Origin of the sequence: Streptomyces sp. NPDC087310 (assembly GCF_044744405.1) — a bacterium.
Lineage (GTDB): Bacteria > Actinomycetota > Actinomycetes > Streptomycetales > Streptomycetaceae > Streptomyces.
Map to the genome: position 1 here is coordinate 493023 of NZ_JBIUYF010000007.1, position 15656 is coordinate 508678.

General features: G+C 68.4%; 18 protein-coding genes and 1 pseudogene. 11 read left to right on the forward strand and 8 right to left on the reverse strand.

Annotated features, from left to right (window positions below):
• Positions 1-384: 384 nt before the first annotated feature.
• A pseudogene (locus tag ACIO3P_RS27820) lies at positions 385-1295 on the reverse strand (IS5 family transposase).
• Between the two features lie 36 nt (positions 1296-1331).
• On the opposite strand from ACIO3P_RS27820, the gene ACIO3P_RS27825 reads away from it, so the two are divergent.
• Positions 1332-1961 (forward strand): class I SAM-dependent methyltransferase, encoded by a 630-nt coding sequence (locus tag ACIO3P_RS27825; protein WP_329821950.1) that lies wholly within the window; start codon positions 1332-1334, stop codon positions 1959-1961.
• 66 nt (positions 1962-2027) lie between these two features.
• Here ACIO3P_RS27825 and ACIO3P_RS27830 read toward each other — a convergent pair whose 3' ends face one another.
• The 3 genes from ACIO3P_RS27830 to ACIO3P_RS27840 all read right to left on the reverse strand — a co-directional run bounded on the left by ACIO3P_RS27830 (position 2028) and on the right by ACIO3P_RS27840 (position 4713).
• The gene (locus tag ACIO3P_RS27830; protein WP_401853438.1) at positions 2028-3191 is read right to left on the reverse strand and encodes an SMI1/KNR4 family protein; all 1164 of its coding nucleotides are present in this window, start codon (positions 3189-3191) and stop codon (positions 2028-2030) included.
• A gap of 249 nt (positions 3192-3440) precedes the next feature.
• Positions 3441-3728 (reverse strand): DUF4265 domain-containing protein, encoded by a 288-nt coding sequence (locus ACIO3P_RS27835; RefSeq protein WP_329821947.1) that lies wholly within the window; start codon positions 3726-3728, stop codon positions 3441-3443.
• A 328-nt stretch (positions 3729-4056) separates the two neighbouring features.
• On the reverse strand, positions 4057-4713 hold the full coding sequence (locus tag ACIO3P_RS27840) for a putative adhesin (protein ID WP_329821946.1): 657 nt from the start codon (positions 4711-4713) through the stop codon (positions 4057-4059).
• Positions 4714-5326: 613 nt separating this feature from the next.
• On the opposite strand from ACIO3P_RS27840, the gene ACIO3P_RS27845 reads away from it, so the two are divergent.
• Both ACIO3P_RS27845 and ACIO3P_RS27850 read left to right on the forward strand, forming a co-directional pair.
• The gene (locus tag ACIO3P_RS27845; protein WP_401853434.1) at positions 5327-5998 is read left to right on the forward strand and encodes a M15 family metallopeptidase; all 672 of its coding nucleotides are present in this window, start codon (positions 5327-5329) and stop codon (positions 5996-5998) included.
• 766 nt (positions 5999-6764) lie between these two features.
• Positions 6765-7739 carry a helix-turn-helix domain-containing protein gene (locus ACIO3P_RS27850; protein WP_401853432.1) on the forward strand — a complete coding sequence of 325 codons (975 nt, stop codon included), beginning with the start codon at positions 6765-6767 and terminating at the stop codon, positions 7737-7739.
• A 1121-nt stretch (positions 7740-8860) separates the two neighbouring features.
• Here ACIO3P_RS27850 and ACIO3P_RS27855 read toward each other — a convergent pair.
• Entirely contained in the window at positions 8861-9052 is a 192-nt protein-coding gene (locus ACIO3P_RS27855) for a hypothetical protein (RefSeq protein WP_401853429.1), read from the reverse strand.
• A gap of 420 nt (positions 9053-9472) precedes the next feature.
• Here ACIO3P_RS27855 and ACIO3P_RS27860 point away from each other — a divergent pair, with 420 nt between their 5' ends.
• The 4 genes from ACIO3P_RS27860 to ACIO3P_RS27875 all read left to right on the forward strand — a co-directional run bounded on the left by ACIO3P_RS27860 (position 9473) and on the right by ACIO3P_RS27875 (position 11549).
• Positions 9473-9964 carry a DUF2975 domain-containing protein gene (locus ACIO3P_RS27860; protein WP_329821942.1) on the forward strand — a complete coding sequence of 164 codons (492 nt, stop codon included), beginning with the start codon at positions 9473-9475 and terminating at the stop codon, positions 9962-9964.
• Positions 9964-10185 (forward strand): helix-turn-helix transcriptional regulator, encoded by a 222-nt coding sequence (locus ACIO3P_RS27865; RefSeq protein WP_329821940.1) that lies wholly within the window; start codon positions 9964-9966, stop codon positions 10183-10185. The genes ACIO3P_RS27860 and ACIO3P_RS27865 overlap by 1 nt, the downstream gene beginning before the upstream one ends.
• A gap of 237 nt (positions 10186-10422) precedes the next feature.
• Positions 10423-11121, forward strand: coding sequence for a class I SAM-dependent methyltransferase (locus tag ACIO3P_RS27870; protein ID WP_401853426.1), 699 nt, complete (start codon positions 10423-10425; stop codon positions 11119-11121).
• Between the two features lie 101 nt (positions 11122-11222).
• Complete coding sequence (locus ACIO3P_RS27875) at positions 11223-11549, forward strand: hypothetical protein (RefSeq protein ID WP_401978217.1); 327 nt, start codon at positions 11223-11225, stop codon at positions 11547-11549.
• A gap of 104 nt (positions 11550-11653) precedes the next feature.
• Here ACIO3P_RS27875 and ACIO3P_RS27880 read toward each other — a convergent pair whose 3' ends face one another.
• Complete coding sequence (locus tag ACIO3P_RS27880; RefSeq protein ID WP_401853423.1) at positions 11654-12088, reverse strand: nuclear transport factor 2 family protein; 435 nt, start codon at positions 12086-12088, stop codon at positions 11654-11656.
• A 173-nt stretch (positions 12089-12261) separates the two neighbouring features.
• Between ACIO3P_RS27880 and ACIO3P_RS27885 the strand changes: the two genes are divergently transcribed.
• The 3 genes from ACIO3P_RS27885 to ACIO3P_RS27895 all read left to right on the forward strand — a co-directional run bounded on the left by ACIO3P_RS27885 (position 12262) and on the right by ACIO3P_RS27895 (position 14648).
• Positions 12262-12861, forward strand: coding sequence for a TetR family transcriptional regulator (locus tag ACIO3P_RS27885; protein WP_329821934.1), 600 nt, complete (start codon positions 12262-12264; stop codon positions 12859-12861).
• A 268-nt stretch (positions 12862-13129) separates the two neighbouring features.
• Positions 13130-13570, forward strand: a complete 441-nt coding sequence (locus tag ACIO3P_RS27890) for a nuclear transport factor 2 family protein (protein ID WP_329821933.1) — start codon at positions 13130-13132, stop codon at positions 13568-13570.
• Positions 13571-13616: 46 nt separating this feature from the next.
• The gene (locus ACIO3P_RS27895; RefSeq protein ID WP_401853421.1) at positions 13617-14648 is read left to right on the forward strand and encodes an LLM class flavin-dependent oxidoreductase; all 1032 of its coding nucleotides are present in this window, start codon (positions 13617-13619) and stop codon (positions 14646-14648) included.
• 88 nt (positions 14649-14736) lie between these two features.
• Here ACIO3P_RS27895 and ACIO3P_RS27900 read toward each other — a convergent pair whose 3' ends face one another.
• Together ACIO3P_RS27900 and ACIO3P_RS27905 are read right to left on the reverse strand one after the other, a co-directional pair.
• Positions 14737-15072, reverse strand: a complete 336-nt coding sequence (locus tag ACIO3P_RS27900; protein WP_401854013.1) for a helix-turn-helix domain-containing protein — start codon at positions 15070-15072, stop codon at positions 14737-14739.
• Positions 15041-15310, reverse strand: a complete 270-nt coding sequence (locus ACIO3P_RS27905; RefSeq protein ID WP_401854061.1) for a hypothetical protein — start codon at positions 15308-15310, stop codon at positions 15041-15043. The genes ACIO3P_RS27900 and ACIO3P_RS27905 overlap by 32 nt, the downstream gene beginning before the upstream one ends.
• Before the next feature lie 109 nt (positions 15311-15419).
• Here ACIO3P_RS27905 and ACIO3P_RS27910 point away from each other — a divergent pair, with 109 nt between their 5' ends.
• Complete coding sequence (locus ACIO3P_RS27910) at positions 15420-15611, forward strand: hypothetical protein (protein ID WP_401853418.1); 192 nt, start codon at positions 15420-15422, stop codon at positions 15609-15611.
• Positions 15612-15656: the final 45 nt, after the last annotated feature.

Genomic DNA, 15656 nt, shown 5'->3' on the forward strand with positions numbered 1-15656 from the left:
TCCGTGTAAAGGGGCCCAAGACTGGCGAGTGGCTCTGGTGCGAAATGGCCGGGTTGTGGGCTCTACGTACCCCCGAGTTTTCGGTGTGCTGATGGCCCCATGGTTTCAGTCGGTACATCAGCAGGGAGGTCTGGCATCATGAGTGGTGATGTTGAGAGATGGCGGTCAAGGAATGGCAAAGCGCCTCTGAAGCCGCAGGTCGGGAAGAGTGCTTCCCGCGCGAGCGGGGGTGAACCGCCCCCGTCGGAACGGACCCTGGTAGTGAGCGCGCCGGTCGGCTGCTCCTGCCACGAGCGTTCTGCGATCCGGAGGAGGTGGTCCCGGAGTGCAAGGCGTCCAGGCCCGGGCTGCCCGCTGAAGGAGTGCATCGGCCTGCGGGGCGGCTTAGGGCCTGTCTGACAAATGATTACCCCGTGGACTCGCGGAGCCAGAGGATCAAGGAAGCCAGGACAACTCCGGCACGGTAGCGGTCGCCGAGCAGTCGAACCGGGTCGCGATCGCGCGGAACTGCTTGAGGCGGGCGAAGCATCGTTCGACGACGTTGCGGTCGCGGTAGGTGACCTTGTCGAAGGTCGGCGGCCGGCCGCCGAGGGCTCCGCGTCGGTGGCGGTTCGCCGCCTGGTCGCGGCGCTCGGGGATCGTGGCAGCGATGCCCCGGCGCCTCAGCAGATGGCGGATGGCCCTGCTGGAATACGCCTTGTTACCCAGCACACGGTCCGGTGTCGTGCGCGGGCGGCCCGTGCCGAGGCGCGGGGTGCGGATGCCGTCGAGGACTTGGCCGAACGCCGTCGCGTCGTTGACGTTGCCGGGCGTGAGCACAATCGACAGGGGCAGGCCCCGGCCATCGACGGCGAGATGGACTTTGGTGGTCAGTCCGCCTCGGGAGCGGCCGAGGGCCTGACGCGCCTGCGAGCGGCCCGGATCTTCCAGTTCGTCCCCGTTCACATCCCCCTTTTGCGGGCGCCGACTGCGTGCTGGTGGGCTCGGTTGATGGTGGAGTCGACGGAGACGGTCCATTCCACCCGGCCCACCGCGTCATCGCGGACCTGAACGTGCTCCAGCAACCGTGCCCAGGTGCCGTCCGCCTCCCAGCGGGCGAACCGCTCGTAGACGGTCTGCCACGGCCCGAACCGGTCGGGAAGATCCCGCCACGGAGCCCCGGTCCGCAGCCGCCACAGCACCCCGTTGACCACCTGCCGGTGATCACGCCACGGACGGCCCCGTCCGTCCACCTGAGGCAAAAGGGGCTCTATCCGCCTCCATGCCGCATCCGTCAACTCACCTCGACCTGCCACAAGATCAATTATCAGACCGGCTATAGAGTCCTGCCCGTGGCGAATCATCAGGACGAGACCAGGACGGCCTACGACGGTGTCGTCGAGCTGTACGCATCGCTGTTCGCAAACCGGCTGGAAACACAGCCTTTCTCCCGGGCCATGATCGGCACCTTCGCCGAACTGGTGCGCGCGACGGGCAACCTGCGGACAGCGGACGTCGGGTGCGGGCCCGGACATCTGACAGCCATGCTGCACGAACTCGGCCTGGACGCCTTCGGACTAGACCTTGCCCCCGGCATGGTCGACCACGCCCGGCAGGCCCATCCGGCGCTGCGCTTCCAAGAGGCGCGGATGGAATCCCTGCCGATCGAGGACGCCGCGCTCGGCGGCGTGCTGGCCCACTACTCAATGATTCACACCCCTCCGGGGGAACTACCGGAGCTGCTCGCCGAACAGGTACGCGTCCTGGCACCGGACGGTCTGCTCCTGGTCTCCTTCTTCGGGACCGACGGACAAGTACCGGTCCGGTTCGACCACAAGGTGGCGCCCGCCTACAGCTGGCCGGTGGATCGCCTCGCCGAACTGCTGGGCGATGCTGGGCTCGATCCCTTCGCCCGGCTGCTCCACGATCCATCCTCTGATCGGGGCTTCCTCGACACCCATCTACTGGCCCGCCGTTCGTAGCCACTGCCCAGTCCCCCCAGCCGATCGGCGCACCTCCGGGTTGGCAGCTCAGCCGAATCTCGCTGATCAGACCGGAATTGTCAGACACCCCCTAGGGAGCCCACACGGCCGTGTGGGCTCCGACGGGTTCTTCCTGACCCTTCCGGGCTTCGAGCACTGCACCTCAACCGCGATTACCTGCGCGTGGAGAAGGGCCGGCTGACCCAGCCTGAGCACCGCCAGGTGAAGCAGGAAAAGGGCCGGCCCAGGCGGACCGGCCCTCTCCGCGTGTGTGGTCAGACCGGTCAGGGGCTGCCACCGCTCTTCCTGCTCGGCGTCGAGCCTGCTGCCCCACACCAGTGTGCCGCCGATCAGACCGGGCCTGTCCCGCGTGGCCAGGGCCGGGGCTTCGAGCATGTCGGCGGCCTCTTCCAAGTAGGTGACCAGCGTGTCGAGTTCGTCGCCGGGGGCTTCGTTGTAGCGGGACCAGCGGCCCAGGTAGCCGGTCGCGGCGTCCAGGTACAGGCCGGAGGTACGGTCGGCCGGACCGAAGGAGACAACCGGAATCCACGCCGCCTTCCACACGGTGAATCGGTCGTGCTCGGGGCGGCGGGCGTTGAGCGTGTCCTCATGAACCTGCGCGTCCATCTGCTGCCGGTGGAAGGCGGCTACCTCGTCCAGGCTCATCAGGGCCTGGTTGCCGGGCAGGCATCCCCGGCCGCCGACCCCGGCGTCGCCTGCGGTCAGGAGCCACAGGGCGCGCAGTTCAGGGGGTATCCGTACGCCGAGGTCGCGTTCCAGAGCGTCGATGACGGCTGGGCCGACACCGGCGCGGAGCGCGGCGTGGGAGTCGGGGGCGTTGTCCTGGAGTCGGCGAGTGATGCGCTGCCAGGCATCGGCGATCTCCCGTACGGTGACCGCGTCGGCCGCAGGGTCGGCAATCCGCTCCTGCTCCCGGTCCTGTTCCTGCTCCTGTTCCTGGGCATCCGTGGCGGGCTCGGTGGAGGGGGCCGGGTTCACGTACCGGATCTCGATCCGGTCGGGCTCCCGGATGTAGCCGACGGCCAGATCGGGACAGTCCTCGAACAGGTCACCGTCGACCATCACGGTGAGGATGCCGGGCAGATCCGAAGGCCGGCCCATGTCCGGCTCTTCGGCCAACCGACCGGCCAGAACCTTCAGGGCGTAGAGGACGCCGGCCCCGAGTCGGGGGGTGGTTTCGCGCAGGTGGGCGGACATCTCGACGTTCACGGCCCGGTACTCCTTGCTGGTGGGATGCAGGTCGATGCCCCTCGTACGGTGGGACGCCCGAGTCCCCGGCGGATGGTACGCGCGTCCTGTCGTGCAGGGGCCCAAGAACCCCTGACGGCATGAGCGTTCGAGTCAGGAGTCGATCTTCCAGTGGAGGGCGCCGGCTCGGGCGGGTTCTGCCAGCGCCTCCACAAGGTCTGCCGGGTCGGTGCCGGGTGGCAGGTCCACCGAGAGGTAGGTGCCCTGAAGTCACTCGTGGACCAGGGCAGCTTCGCTGACCTTGCTGTGCAGGAACTTGTGCGGCTGGTCCCGGCCCTGGTGTTCCGCAACGAGCGCGACGCGGAGGGTCCGGTGGCCGGACTTCTGCACGATCGAGGCCACCAGGTTGTTGCCGTCGATGGTCATCACGTCGCGGTAGCAGATCCCGTAGGTGAAGAAGGGCAGACAGGCCAATTCGAACCTGTCTTCGGTGAGTTGGTGAGTCCACAACTGCTCGCGCCAGCCGTCCTGCCGGTCCGAGAGGTCAGCATGGATCATGTAGTTGGTGGGCCCCGGCCGATGGGGTCCTTGTGCGTGATGACGGTGATGGGGTGCCTCCTGGAGCCGGATTCCGATCTCAGGATCTTGCAACGGCATTTCGCGCTGGAACGCGGCGGCTCATGTTCACAAGCGCCGCGTCGAAGGGGCCGCCCACTGGCCTCGGGGACGGCACAGCGCGTGGGGAGGCTCGCATGAGCGGAAGGATGTGACGGCCCCTCGGCCGGCCTCTGCGGAAGCCTGGTTCTCTTCCGCAACAAGCCCGCCGTACGCCACGACGGCCAACGAGACCTCTGCGGCACGAGCGAGCCGGCGCGGCGAAGGCCGATCAGACCGCGGTACGGCAGGCAGCGAAGTGCACTGCCCCCATGCCGGGCTGGAGGAGTTTCGACAGCCGGACCGATTCCTCGACCGTCACGGTCCTGCCGGGTGCGACGATGCCCAGCTCCTGGAGCTCGCTGATGATCGCAGGGCCCTGATTGCGGAGTCCGACGACGTACGTGCCACGAAAGTCATAGGGGCCCTTGCGGCGACGCAACTGGACCGGATTCCCGTGGATGTTCAGACCCTTCGGGTGATACAGGGTGTAGTCGGGCATGGTGTCGCCGGGGCCGTAGGTCCGCTTGGCGTTCTCGGGCGGAATCGTGGGGGATTGGCGGTCGGTCCCCTCCACCAGCGTGGCGTCCCGATCGTTGCCCTGGGCCTGGCCCCGGCCCGAGCCCAGGGCTGTGGAAGGGCCTACCTCGCCTCGCTCGACCTGCCCGCCCAGCTCGTCGCTGAGGGGATGGTGGTGGGGGGTGTAGAAGTGCACGGTCGTTCCGTCGGGAACGGTGATGGTGCCGGCGCCTTTGGATTCTTCGTGGTTACCATGGCCGCCGAGGACCGTACTTCCATCGGCTCGCCCAGGGGTCTGATGTGCATCCCAATTCCCTGCAGGGTCGTTGATCCTGGCCCGCTGTACCACCGGGTGGGATTGCTCGATCATGCTGCCGACTGCGGCATTCCCGATGGTGCTCTGCAGGAACCGCAGGCGCGGTTGCGCTGAATCGGCCTGACTCGGCCGACCTGGCCGGCTCCCTGAAGTAGTGGGTTCACCTTGCCGTTTGCCGTACTGGAACACGCCCACTCCGTAAGTCGCTCTCAGCCCGTCAGGCTTGAACCGCCAATAGTCGGGACCCGGCGGAAACATTGTTCCGGGCTGCCTGCACACCCCGGAGGCAACGACGCATACCCCTCTGACAACGTCTCCATGGTCGGCTCAGCCGCCCGGGGTCACGCTACCGTCTCCGGCCCGTCAAGACCGATGTTCACCTCCACGTCCGGGACGAGGGCGGCATCAACACCCGCGACGCGGCTCAGCGCCAAGCGGCTTCGTGCCACGTCTACAAGCTCGTTGACGTTTCGCACGTCATGTCAACGGCCCGGGCCGGCCTCGTCGACTTGAGGCGTTAGGCCGCCGCAAGCGGGACCGCATAGGGCCGCGGGGTTGGTGGTCGGGCTGGATGTGCGGTGACCGGCAGGGGCGTTCGAGGAGGGCAGCCCGGTGTCCGAGCGCGGCGTGGTCATCCGGTCGGAGCCGCGTCGGGGATGATCGGCGTATGACTGAGATCGTTCTGATGTCGGATCCGAGGGTTGCCGCCGTACCGGTGGAGGAGTGTGGTGAACGGCTGGTGGATGTCCGGGCCGACGGCACGCTGCTGGTCGACCCGCGTAAAGAGGACGAGGCGGGGACCTTCTGTTTCCTCCGCGAGGGAATTCTTGAGCGGCTTGTCAAGGCGCAGGGGTCGTTGCCGCGGGGGTTGCGGCTGCTCGTGGTCGAGGGTTACCGGCTTCCCGCTGTCCAGCAGCGGTACTTCACCGAGTACGCCGCCGAGCTGAGGGCCGCCCACCCGCACTGGTCCGCGGAGCGGATCCGCTCCGCGGCCAGCCGGTACGTGTCTCCGCCGGAGATCGCTCCGCACAGTGCCGGGGCGGCCGTGGATCTGACGCTCGCGGACGCGGACGGCCGGGAACTCGACCTGGGCACCCGGATGAACGCGAATCCGGAGGAGAGCGGCGGCGCCTGCTATACGGACGCCGGCAACATCAGCGAGCAGGCCCGTGTCCACCGCGGGATCCTGGGGGCGGCTCTCACCGGGGTGGACCTGGTGAACTATCCGACGGAGTGGTGGCATTGGTCCTTCCAGGACCGCTACTGGGCCCTGACCACGGGGGCGGCCGCCGCCCGATACGGTCCCCAGGAGCTCAGTCTGAAACGGGCGGCGGGTTAGCGGTCGCCGAGTTGGGCGCGGGGATGGTCCCTGGATCGACGGCACTCCGTCAGTCGTCAGTCGGCTTCATTGACCGGAGGGAGCGCGGAGTTGGCCATCGAAGGTGACCAGGCGGCTCAGAAGCGCACACTGCTGGAGCGCTTGCACGGGGCCAGGAGAGGCCGCGGCCGATTCCCACTCCCCGGCCGGAGCTGACCGAGCTCGCCGAACTGGACCGCCGGCACAAGGTCGGCATCAGCGCGCAGCGCGGCAGCCACGAAGCGAAGATCGGACGGGACACCGCCGTCCACGCGGCCCACGCGAGTGTTCCCACCGTGCTGTACACCGGCTACCCGCCCGCCACGGTCCCCGACGCTCTCGCCGTTGACGCGAAGCCCAACCCCACTCCCGCCGACGTGAACGCGAAGGCGAGGCGCCTGATCGGCGGTCGCAAGCCCGGCCTCATCGTCATCGAGCGGTACGAGCGGGCGGCTCGACCCCGTACCCCGTACCCCGGTCGTCGGCCGACCCGGACGATCCGGTCTGTGACCCGTGCGACGACCCCGCGAAGCCGCTCCGACGCGGCTGAGGACGAGGGAATCCGGGCGGAGGCTGCGGGCAATGGCATGGGCGCCACTGGGGTGTCCGTCCGGCGACAGTGGCCACGCAGGCCGACTTGCATCATATTTTGCCTGGTTGGAATCCCGTTGAAGCGATACTGCCGGGGGACGAGAGTGGACGAGTGCCGGCAGGCCGGTCGGGGGCTCGACGAGAGATGGTGGGGGACATGCTGGTCGAGACGGTGTTTCGGAGTGAGGACATGCCCGCGGCGGACCGGTTCGCGTGCTATCAGGAGTTCATGAGCCGGGCATACGCCCCGATGGAGCTGCGCAGCGACCATGCGGCCGACTTCCGGGTGCACCAGCGTTTGATCGGGCTCGGTGCGGTGTCGGTGTGGCCGGGGGAATTCCAGCCGCTGGTCTTTCGGAGGACGCCGAAGCTGATCAGGCAGTCGGACCCCGAGGTCTACCAGCTCACCCTCGTTCTGAAAGGCAGCGGGAGGCTCAGTCTGGGCCGGCATGAAGCGACCTGCGACGCGTACGAGTTCCATTCGAACGACTCATCGCTGCCGTCCGAGACATGGACAGGCCAGGAGCAGACCGGGATCGTGGGAGTCGAGTTTCCCAAGGTGCAGATGCCCCTGACGAGGAGCCGGGCCGACCAGGTGATCGGGCGGCGGATGTCGGCGAAGGAAGGCGTAGGCGCGCTGCTGGCCCAGTTCCTCACCCAGTTGACCAGCAACACCGACCAATACACCCCTGACGACGGGCCCCGTCTGGGGACGGTCCTGACCGATCTTGTCGCCGCGCTGTTCGCCCAGACCCTCGACACCGACACGTCCCTGACGCCGGAGGCCCACCGGCGAACGCTGACCCTGCGTATCCAGGCATTCGTTCAACAGCACCTGCACGACCCCGACCTGACCCCGTCCTCGATCGCCGCCGCACACCACATCTCCCTCAGCTACCTACACCGCCTCTTCCAGGACGAAGACACCACGGTCGCCTCCTGGATCCGGCGCCGACGTCTGGAACGCGCCCGCCACAGCCTCACCGACCCCGCGCTCCGTACCACCCCCATCCACGCCATCGCCGCCCACTGGGGATTCACCCACCCCACCGACTTCAGCCGCGCCTTCCGTACCGCCTACGGTCTGCCGCCCAGCGACTATCGCCACCAGACCACCCACCCCACCGCGTGACACAGCGACCGGGCCCACCGCGCCGTACCGATGCAACGGCGGCACGCCGCTCTCGGCGACATCACGGTGCTGAATCGCTATCCGGTCCTCGTCTCCTTTCTCCTTCGCGTGATCGACGACGGCGGGTGAGCAGGTGCTCCTGGTCCTCGTCGTCGGTACGTGTGGGACTGTCCGCTGGACCTGGCTGATCATCCCGGACCTTGCGCACGAGATGCATGTCAGCGAGACGGAAGCACGAAACCACTGGACGGCCTGCTGGCCACGCGCCCCACGTGCTGCGCCACTCCGGTCCGAGCACCGCGGGGCGGCAGAACCACCACTTCGCCCCTCCCGTGAAGGCTGCCGCTTGCAGAGCGGGATGGGTTACCAGGTGATGGGAAGTTCGGCGGGGCGGGTGAACAGGATGTCCCGGTCGAAGGGGATCTCTTCGGCGGGGACGGCGAGTTCGAGGTGCGCAGGGTGTCCAGAAGGCGATGGGCCTGTTGCCGGATCGCGGGGCGGCGGGGTTCGATCGCGGGGCGCGTGTAAAGGGCGGCCAGGACACGGCGGACCCTGGTGTGGTCGGGCGGGGCGAGGTCGAACAGGGCCCCGGGAGTGTGGGTGAAGTCGTCCCCGGAGATGCGGGGCGCGCCCTGATGGGTGAGGTCGCGGGAGAAGCGCGGGTCGGTGAGTGCGGCGCGGATGTCGTCGCGGCGGGTGAGCATGTGAACGCGGTGGCCGGAGGACATACGGACCGGGCACACCGGTCGGTCCTCGCGAAGGCGCGCGAACACCTCCGGTGCGGTGGCGTAACGGGGCCGGCGGGAACGGGTACGCGAACTCGTGCTCACCGCCCGCGCGGGTGGCGGGGCGCGCGAGATCACTCGTAGCTGACGATTGCTGCGGGGATCGTCCATCTGCACAGCAAGGGCGTAGTGGAAATCGATGCGGCAACCGACCGTTTCGGCGTTCCCTGGGCCATCACCACTCCCGGGACGTCGAGCCGAGACGCGGCGACCCGGACAGCGGACAGGTCAACTCTCTGTCCATAACTTGGGCTCGTAGACCCAGCGAGCCCAGAGGGTAGTGCCGGGCCGGCCCGGGCCGGCGCTACTTCGACCGGGAGCCGGATGGCCGCGCCGTCAACCGTGGCGCTGCTCGCCTTCCTTGCGCGCGCCGGACGACTGGGCCCGCGGCCCGAAGCCCGTTCGCGCCGACCGGCTCGACGGGTTCTTGTCCTCTGCTGCCTGGACCTGCGAAGCGTCGTTCGGGGGCATCGGGATGCGCCGGCCTCCGCCGTTCTTCGCTCCGCCGTTCTCGTTGCTCTTGCTCATCGCGGTCACCGCACCTTCCGTCCGCCGGCCGCCGGCCCTCGCGCGCATCGTGTGGGCACACGCTGTCCGCAGCCGGTGTTGCTATGCCCCGGCCGGTGGGCGGGGCTACCAGCCGATGACAACCTCCCCGTTGACGCTGGGTATCCCTTGCCGCCCTGTCCGCGGGCCCTCCCGTTCGGGGTCAATGTTCCGTCTCAAATGATCTGGTTCCGAGCTGAGCTACTGACGTGCGGCGACCAGCGCATTTGAGACGTGGGGAGCCAGAAATCTCGGCTGAGGTGGTCCGAGCCAGGAGGATGCGAGGTCCGACTTCCCGGACTGGAGCTTCGGTGTAGCCCACCGCCCATCCTCCGCCTCAACCCTTGATTTACCTATCGATACTCGATAGATTTCCATCGCAACTCAATGGAAGGATAAGGTATGGGACAGCTTGCAGTGCGTGCGCTTCGCGCCGTGCTCGTGGTGGTGCTCGCCGGCACCGTGTTCGTGCAGGCGTTGATGGTGTGGGTGTTGGTCAGCGGGAGCGATCCGGAGGACGGGTCACTCCCGCTGACCGCGCTGCGCGTGATCACGATCCTGGGCATGGGCTCGGCCCAGGTCGCCCTGGTCAGCGTATGGCGACTGGTGACGATGGTGCGACGTGGGACCGTGTTCTCCCATACCGCCTTCCGGTACGTGGACGCCGTGATCGGCGCGATCGTGGCGGCTGCCCTCCTGTGGTTCGCGGTCACGGCCTTCAATGCGCCGGGCCAGCGGGACGACCCGGGCGTCACCGTCATCATGGGCGGGGTTGGCGTGGCCATCCTGGGGGTCGCACTCATCGTGCTCCTGCTGCGGATGCTGCTCGCCCAGGCCGTCGCGCGCGACGTCGAAGCGGCCCAGATGCAGGCCGAGTTGGACGAGGTAATCTGATGCCGATCGTCGTCGACATCGACGTGATGCTGGCCAGGCGGAAGATGTCCGTGGGCGACCTCGCGGACCGCATAGGGATCACGCCCGCCAACCTGGCGGTACTCAAGAACGGCCGCGCCAAGGCGGTGCGCTTCACGACCCTCGCCGCGCTCTGTGAGGTACTCAAGTGCCAGCCAGGCGACCTGCTGCGCTGGGAGGCCGAGGACGCCGCGGGCGAATGACGTCCCCGGCGGGCGTGGTAACGCCTGGCACCACCGGCCCGCGACACGGCACGTGGACCGCATGGACGTGGATCGCCGATCACTCGCAGATACCGTCCCGATTTTCCACGGACCGGATCAGCTCAGACATGGACCAGATCCCTTGAGACGGGACAGTCAACGACGCCGCCCGACCTGGGGGTGCGGCAGGGGCAGACGTGGTCTTTCACAGCAGCCCCCACTGTGTTCCTATGAAGTATGAGCGGGCGGACGCGCGAGGGTCACCAAGGAACCGGGCCGGGAGCAATCACGCCGGATGGGTGTGCAGTCGAACTGTACGAGCGGCTCCCCGTGGGCGACGAGCCCGACATTGTCCAACGGGCGGTCCCCGCCAAGGTCCGTGTCCTCGAACTGGGATCCGGTGTGGGCCGTGTGACGCATCCGCTGGTTGAGCGAGGCTTCACCGTGACTGCCGTCGATGAATCTCCCCAGATGCTGGAGCGGGTCCACGGCGCCCGGACCGTCTGCAGTCCGATCGAGGAGTTGGAGCTCGATGAGCGCTTCGATGTGGTGTTGCTGGGGTCATTCCTTGTTCACGCAGGTGATCCACAAGTGCGGCAGGGGCTGCTGCGGACCTGTCGACGGCATGTCGCGAACGACGGCTGCGTACTGATCCAGCGAGAGAACGAGGGGCGGCACGAGAACCTGCCGCGGGAGCGGAAGATCGCTGGCGGTCTCGTTCGGGTGGTGTCCTCCGATCCCGTGGGCCCGGGTGTGCGGTCCGTCCATGTCGAATACGTCTTCCCGGACGCCCGGTGGGCCCAGACGTTCCTGTCACGCCCCCTGACCGCCAGGGCCTTTGAGCTTGCCTTGAGCGAGGCAGGGCTTGCCGTCGACGCCTATCTGACCGGCGACCGCACCTGGGTGCGGGCTCTGCCGGTCACCGGTCGGCCGTAGCCGGATCATGCCGGCCGGCGGCCCGCGCCGGCCGGCCCCCGGATCCGGTCCGACTCCTCCCGCTCCCTGGGCACCTGGACTCCGCCGCGCTGATCGACTGCATCCCAGTCCGCAAGGATGTCGACCCCGAAGACGTCATACCCGGCACCACCGTCATCGGCATCGGCATCCACTGCACCTCCACCGGCCTCACCGGTGATGTCCGCACCCCGGAACTCGACGGCCGTATCACCCCTGTACCGGGCGGAGTCGGCCCCATGGCCATCGCCATGTTCCTGGCCAACACCCTCCGGGCAGCCCAGCACCGCGCCCGCCCGCCAAGCCGCCCGCCACCCCCGTTCCCCGAACCTGGCAGTGTCACGGATGCCCCGGGACGTACCGGAGGCGGGCCGGGGGAGTCGGACCCGGGCCGACCGGGGCTTCACTGATTCTTCGGCCGCACATCCGCAAGTCGGCGTACTGCGCAAGGTGTTGGCAGGCCGCCGTCGCGCCGGGCCGTCCGCAGTTCCTGCGAACGGCCGGCCGGCCGGGGCTATTTCTCCGCGAGGGTTTCGGCGGGGTAGGTACGGTCGAACAGGACGTCGTTGGCGTGGATGGTGTCGTAGTACTCGCGCACGGACTGGATGAGCCCGTCGCGTACTTCCAGAGAGAAACAGACCCGGTTGTCGTAGGTCTTGCCGGCCGGAGACACCCCTTGGGACAGGTACTCAAGCACGACCCGGTCGTCCTCGGCGGTGGCCGTGGTGGCGGTCAGTCGTACTCCGCCCGGCATGACCTCGGCCACCAGGGAACCCAAGCCACCGATCTCCGACTTGGTGTACGTGCCGGCCAGCGGGATGACACCCGGCTGGCCGGACACCCGCCAGACAACGTTCTCGTCGGCCAACGCCAGAGCCGCGTCGAGCCCCCCGGTCATGAGGTGCTCGAAGAAGGCCAGTGCCAGCTTCTTGTTCTCCGTCGCGCTCATACGTGCACTCCTCGTCCGTTCCAAGACCAATGTCGAGCCCCCGCCTGCGGAGTGCCCATGGAGCCGACCGGTACGGATCATGGACCTCACTCCCTTGCCTGGAACTGAGTCTCAGCTTAGGGTATGAGTGAAGCTATTGAGGCGTGACCCCGGAAGGTGGTTAGAGTGGCAGGGTGAGTGGAAACGTGCGTATCAAGACGAGAGACATCGCCCGGGCCGCCGTCCGGACCGAATTGGCCCAGGTGGCCTTGGACCTGTTTCAGCGGGAGGGATTTGACCGGGTCACCATCAACGACGTGGTCGCCGCGGCCGGCGTGTCGCGCAACACGTTCCTGCGCTACTTCGTGACGAAGGAGGACGCCGTCCTCGCAGCCTTCGACGCCTGGGGTGAGCAGGTCGCCGACGCCCTGCGTGCCCGGCCCGCGGATGAAGGGGACTGGGCCGCACTGCGCCGTGCTCTGGACATCGTCACCGAGAAGTACCGCCAGGACCCTGAAGGCGCCCTCGCGACCGCCCGCCTCATCCGGCGAACGCCGTCGTTGCGAGCCAGGAACCTGGAGAAGCAGTGCAGTTGGCGCCCCCTCCTGGCCGGCGCCCTCGCCGAGCGAACCTGCACCGGGCCACCGCGGAGCGAGGAGCTGGAGCTCCTGGTGCTCGCCGCAGCCGCGCTGGACTGCCTCGACATCGCGGTGGACCACTGGGCCGCCGCGGAAGGGCGCGGCGATCTCGACAACCTGCTCGACGCGACGTTCGCCGCACTCACGGCAGGCTGAGCACGCCCCGGCCCGTGACGGACGCCCCCGCCCGGATCGCCCCGTGCCGGCCAGGGATTCCTCGGGTGCTTGCCCGGGCTGCTGAACCGGCCACCCGCCGCGCGGAACGAATGCCCAGCAGGACCGCTCTCTCCCTCCTCCCCGCCAAGGAATCCGCCCTTGTCGACCTGATCGGCGGCGTACAGCACCCGCACCGAGCTCTGCCGAAACCCACCCCGACAGCGCGACGCCGCTCCACGCGGCGTCGCGTCCGAAGAGGAGAACAACCATGCCCACCACCGGGCAGACCGAAGCCACCGAGCGCAATCGCGAGATCGTCCGCCGCCTCTACGACGGCGTGATCTCCGGCGACCTGTCCGCCCTCGCGGCCCTGCGCAGTCCCGACTACCGCGTCACCCAGGCTCCGGGGCACCCCGTGCCGGGCACCTGGACCGGCGACGACGCGGGCGTTGCCGGCGGCCGGGTGTTCGCTGCCCTCGGCATCGAGGGCCTCACCGTGCAGGAGATCGTCGCCGACGGCCCGCACCTGGTTATCGGCCTGGTCGAATTGCACGGCACCGATGCCGGTGGCGCCCCGTGGACCATGCCGGTCGCCGAGTACTTCCACCTGGAGGACGGCTTGATCACGGACATCCGCCCCTACTACTGGGACTTGGTCGAGGTGCGGCGCATCGCGGGACACCGCGCGGAAGCGGCCCACGAAAGCTGACGCCTGCGAATCCCGAGTTCTTCCATCAGCGCCGAGGAGCAGACCTATGGAAATTGGAATCGTTTTTGATCTGCGCAATCCAGTGGAGTGGGAGCGGCCCTGGAAGGATCACTACGCCCGGTCTCTGGAACTCTGCGAGGAGGCGGACCGGCTCGGGGCGGGCGGACTGTGGTTCACCGAGCACCACGCGTTCGACGACGGATATCTGCCGCAGCCACTCACTTTCGCCGCCGCGGTCGCGGCCCGCACCCGCCAGGCCCGTATCGGAACGTCCGTACTCCTGGCCGCCCTGCGCAGTCCGGCGCAGTTGGCGGAAGAGGCCGCCATGGTCGACCTGATCAGCGGCGGACGTCTGGAACTGGGCCTCGGTGCCGGATATCGCGTCCACGAATACACCATGTTCGACGCCGACTTCAGCAAGCGGTACACGTCGACCGAACACACCATCGCGGAAGTCCAGCGGTTGTGGGCGCGGAAAGAGGTCACACCTGTGCCGCTCCAGGATCCGCTGCCCATGTGGGGCGGGTTCTTCGGACCGCGTGGCGCGCGCATGGCGGGCCGCCTGGGAATGGGTCTGCTCCACACGTCCGCGGAGCTGCTGGATCCCTACCGCACCGGCCTGGCCGAGGGCGGCCACGATCCGGCCGACGCACGGATGTCGGGACTGATTCCGATCATGCTCGCGGACGACACGGAAGCCGCGTGGCCCCGCGTCGCCCCGCATCTCGCCCACCAGCGGAACTCCTACCAGGCCGCCGCGGTGGTGGGGACCGGCAATCCACCGCCGCGCCCGGTCACACCGGAGGAACTGCTGGAACGGCGGGGAAAGGACCCCGACCGGCACTCGGCAGCCCTTTCGGAGGAACAGATGAAACGGAGGCCGAAGGACCCCTACGCGGAGTTGGGGGCCTTGGAGATCCTCACCCCCGAAGCAGCCGCCGACCGGATTCGCGGGCTGACCACAGGGGTACCCGTCCAGCACCTCATCTTCTGGGGAAGCATCGGAGCGATGCCGGACGATCTGGTCGTCCGGCACATCGAACTGCTCACCGAGAGACTGGCGCCGCTGCTCCGCTGAAGGGGCGAGGAGACGACGGATCGGGTTCGGCCGGACCCGCCACCCGCTCATGGGTCGCCGGGGCTCGGCTGGTCGGACATCAGGCCGACTACGGCCGCCCGTCGGGCCCTTGCCCCGGTCGGCCGGTGGACGGAAGAACAGGGGTGGTGCCCGAGGCCGGCCCTGTGGCGAACAGCGTCGCCAGCCGCAGGGCCGTGTGCGTTTCCGGGGCGCGGTCGGTGGCGGACCGGCCGAGAAGCTCCTCCGCGCGCCGCAGCCGGTACGCCACTGTGTTGCGGTGTACGTACAGCGATTCGGCGGCCCGGTGATGCTGCCGCCGTGGTCCAGGTAGCTGAGAAGGATCCGCCGGGGGGCCGGGGGCCGGGGGCCGGTGGTCGTGCGGTCCTGGGCCGTCAGCGGACCGAGTTCCTCGTTGACGAACCAGCGGCCCCGTTCGGAGTCTCGGTGAGCAGAGCGACGAGCGCGATGTCCTCGTACACGGTGACCTGCGTACGCGGTGACCTGTTCGGGCCGCCCGGTGAATCGAAGATCCAGGGACGGCCTCCGTGGCCGTAGATGGCGGCGACCACGACGAGCAGCACCGCGAACACGACGGCGAGCCCGGCGTCGACCGCGGTCCGGTGCCATCCGGCCGATGACTCTTCAGCGTTCCCACGGATCACGCTACGGGAACGCCCGGCGCCTCGAACCGGCCGAAAGTACCAGTGGGTCCGCCGCACGGTGTGCTTTCAGCGGGCGCGGGCGCCTGTCCGTACTCCACATGCTGAGGCCATGACCGATCTCCTCGCTCACTCCATGACCTCCATGACCTCCATGGCCTTGCTGTCCGTGCTTGCCGAGCCGGCCCAACCGGCCACCGAGCGCAGCCCGGTGCTGTACGTCCTCTACGTGCTCAGCGCCCTCGGCGTCATCCTGCTCGTCCACCTGATCGTCCAGGCCGTGCGGAAGAACGACCGGCCGTGACGGAGCGGCCGACGCCGCCCACGCGCCGCCCGGGCGGCTCCACTT

Excerpts from the sequence above, each read along its gene's own strand:
- ACIO3P_RS27865 (WP_329821940.1), top strand. The coding sequence starts at position 9,964 with ATGCCGATCGTCGTCGACATCGACGTGATGCTGGCCAGGCGGAAGATG.
- ACIO3P_RS27895 (WP_401853421.1), top strand. The coding sequence starts at position 13,617 with ATGGAAATTGGAATCGTTTTTGATCTGCGCAATCCAGTGGAGTGGGAG.
- ACIO3P_RS27850 (WP_401853432.1), top strand. The coding sequence starts at position 6,765 with ATGCTGGTCGAGACGGTGTTTCGGAGTGAGGACATGCCCGCGGCGGAC.
- ACIO3P_RS27860 (WP_329821942.1), top strand. The coding sequence starts at position 9,473 with ATGGGACAGCTTGCAGTGCGTGCGCTTCGCGCCGTGCTCGTGGTGGTG.
- ACIO3P_RS27880 (WP_401853423.1), bottom strand. The coding sequence starts at position 12,088 with ATGAGCGCGACGGAGAACAAGAAGCTGGCACTGGCCTTCTTCGAGCAC.
- ACIO3P_RS27835 (WP_329821947.1), bottom strand. The coding sequence starts at position 3,728 with ATGATCCATGCTGACCTCTCGGACCGGCAGGACGGCTGGCGCGAGCAG.
- ACIO3P_RS27870 (WP_401853426.1), top strand. The coding sequence starts at position 10,423 with ATGAGCGGGCGGACGCGCGAGGGTCACCAAGGAACCGGGCCGGGAGCA.
- ACIO3P_RS27845 (WP_401853434.1), top strand. The coding sequence starts at position 5,327 with ATGACTGAGATCGTTCTGATGTCGGATCCGAGGGTTGCCGCCGTACCG.
- ACIO3P_RS27855 (WP_401853429.1), bottom strand. The coding sequence starts at position 9,052 with ATGAGCAAGAGCAACGAGAACGGCGGAGCGAAGAACGGCGGAGGCCGG.
- ACIO3P_RS27910 (WP_401853418.1), top strand. The coding sequence starts at position 15,420 with ATGACCGATCTCCTCGCTCACTCCATGACCTCCATGACCTCCATGGCC.
- ACIO3P_RS27890 (WP_329821933.1), top strand. The coding sequence starts at position 13,130 with ATGCCCACCACCGGGCAGACCGAAGCCACCGAGCGCAATCGCGAGATC.
- ACIO3P_RS27840 (WP_329821946.1), bottom strand. The coding sequence starts at position 4,713 with ATGATCGAGCAATCCCACCCGGTGGTACAGCGGGCCAGGATCAACGAC.